General features: G+C 34.1%; 3 protein-coding genes. All 3 read left to right on the plus strand.

Annotated features, from left to right (window positions below; all coding sequences use genetic code 11):
• A partial coding sequence (locus GKG41_RS23000; RefSeq protein WP_243142175.1) for a permease occupies positions 1-466 on the plus strand: 466 nt, incomplete at its 5' end.
• The gene (locus GKG41_RS23005; protein ID WP_154263243.1) at positions 463-1,176 is read left to right on the plus strand and encodes a permease; all 714 of its coding nucleotides are present in this window, start codon (positions 463-465) and stop codon (positions 1,174-1,176) included. The genes GKG41_RS23000 and GKG41_RS23005, both read left to right, overlap by 4 nt.
• Before the next feature lie 137 nt (positions 1,177-1,313).
• Positions 1,314-1,628, plus strand: coding sequence for a cupin domain-containing protein (locus GKG41_RS23010; RefSeq protein ID WP_154263246.1), 315 nt, complete (start codon positions 1,314-1,316; stop codon positions 1,626-1,628).
• Positions 1,629-1,649: the final 21 nt, after the last annotated feature.

A 1,649-nucleotide genomic window follows, 5' to 3' on the forward strand; every position in this document is an offset into this window, starting at 1 on the left:
AGCAATGTGGATAGGAACGATCGTATTCCTTTTGATTTCCTTAAAAAAGGATAAAGTTAAGACATTGAAAGCACTTAAAATGGCATTTGGTATGGGCAAGGGTATGTTGGGGAGCATCTTATCAATTATTTTTTTGATTGGTTTAATTCTGACAATATTACCGCCAGAGAATATTGCCAAATTTGTGGGAAGTCAATCATTGTTCATAGCAACAGTGGGTTCAGCGGCATTTGGAACAGTAACTCTGATTCCTGCCTTTATTGCTTTTCCCCTTGTCGGCACACTGGTTGATGCCGGGGTTAGTATTGTTCCTTCCGTAGCATTTTTAACTACACTTACCATGGTAGGGGTCGTAACATTCCCGCTTGAAAAGCGAGAATTTGGGTTTAAATTTACTGCTATCAGAAATGGGTTAAGCTTTTTATTTGCCATAATTATCGCTATGGTAATGGGGGTGATTGTATGAAAATCTTAAAAAAAGCAAAAGATAATGCTTTCTTAATAGTGGTAGCTGTTGCCTATACCTTGATATTTGTAATTAAACCAGATATGGGTGTTACATCAATTAAAAACAGTGCTTATTACATTAAAGAAATGTTTATGATAATGCCGGTGATATTTGTTCTTACGGCGCTTTTGGATACATGGGTTGCAAAAGAAAAAATCACCAAGTACTTAGGAAAAGAATCCAAAATTAAAGGTATCATATTGTCGTTTGTTCTCGGTAGCATATCTGCTGGGCCCATATATGCAGCATTTCCCATGTGTGTCATGCTCCACAAAAAGGGGGCTTCTGTACGAAACTTAGTTATTATTTTAAGTTCCTGGGCGGTAATAAAGGTTCCCATGCTTTTAAACGAAGCAAAATTTTTGGGCATGAAGTTTATGGCAATCCGTTGGGTATTAACTGTAATTGCTATCGTAGTATTTTCGTGGATTGCTGCAAAAATTGTTAAGGACGAGGATATAGTACAGAAAGAAGAAAAAACAAGTGGACTTACATTAAACAGGGAATCATGTATGGGCTGCACATTGTGTACTAAGAAATATTCTGAGATTTTTGGTATGCAAGGTAAAAAAGCATATATAAAATCTTTTGATGCTGAAATAGACAAAGAAAGGCTTAGTCAAACAATATTGGCTTGCCCTGTCAGAGCCATTGATTATATTGAATAAAATTTAAATAGTTTGATTTTGTTGTAAATGCAACATACAAACCAATTTTATAAAGATATAATCGAAATAACAAATTTGATGGGATTATCTGGTTATGCTATCTAATATGTAGGCACAAATTTATGGAGGTGTATAAAATGATTGAGCAAATTTTTAAAATGTCAACTGGAGATGAAAAAGCGGTTGAAAGAGTTATTCAGGATGAAAATATTCATTATATTCATATGGTCTTTAATAAGGATGAAGGCCTCCCAGAACATTTTTCGAACTCGAACGTTTACATGACAGTGGTAAGAGGGACTTTATCTATTGGGCTAAATGACCAAGAGGTTCACCAATATGATAAAGGAACTCTTTTAAAAATTCCTGTTAATACGAAGATGAATGTAAAAAATTCATCTAATAACATATTAGAGTTAATAGTTGTAAAAGCACCTGCACCTCTAAAATAGTAAAATATTGTATAAAAATGT

Origin of the sequence: Lactonifactor sp. BIOML-A5, from assembly GCF_009677585.1 — a bacterium.
Classification (GTDB): domain Bacteria; phylum Bacillota; class Clostridia; order Lachnospirales; family Lachnospiraceae; genus Lactonifactor.

Coding starts and splice junctions, on each gene's coding strand:
- GKG41_RS23005 (WP_154263243.1), top strand. CDS start 463: ATGAAAATCTTAAAAAAAGCAAAAGATAATGCTTTCTTAATAGTGGTA.
- GKG41_RS23010 (WP_154263246.1), top strand. CDS start 1,314: ATGATTGAGCAAATTTTTAAAATGTCAACTGGAGATGAAAAAGCGGTT.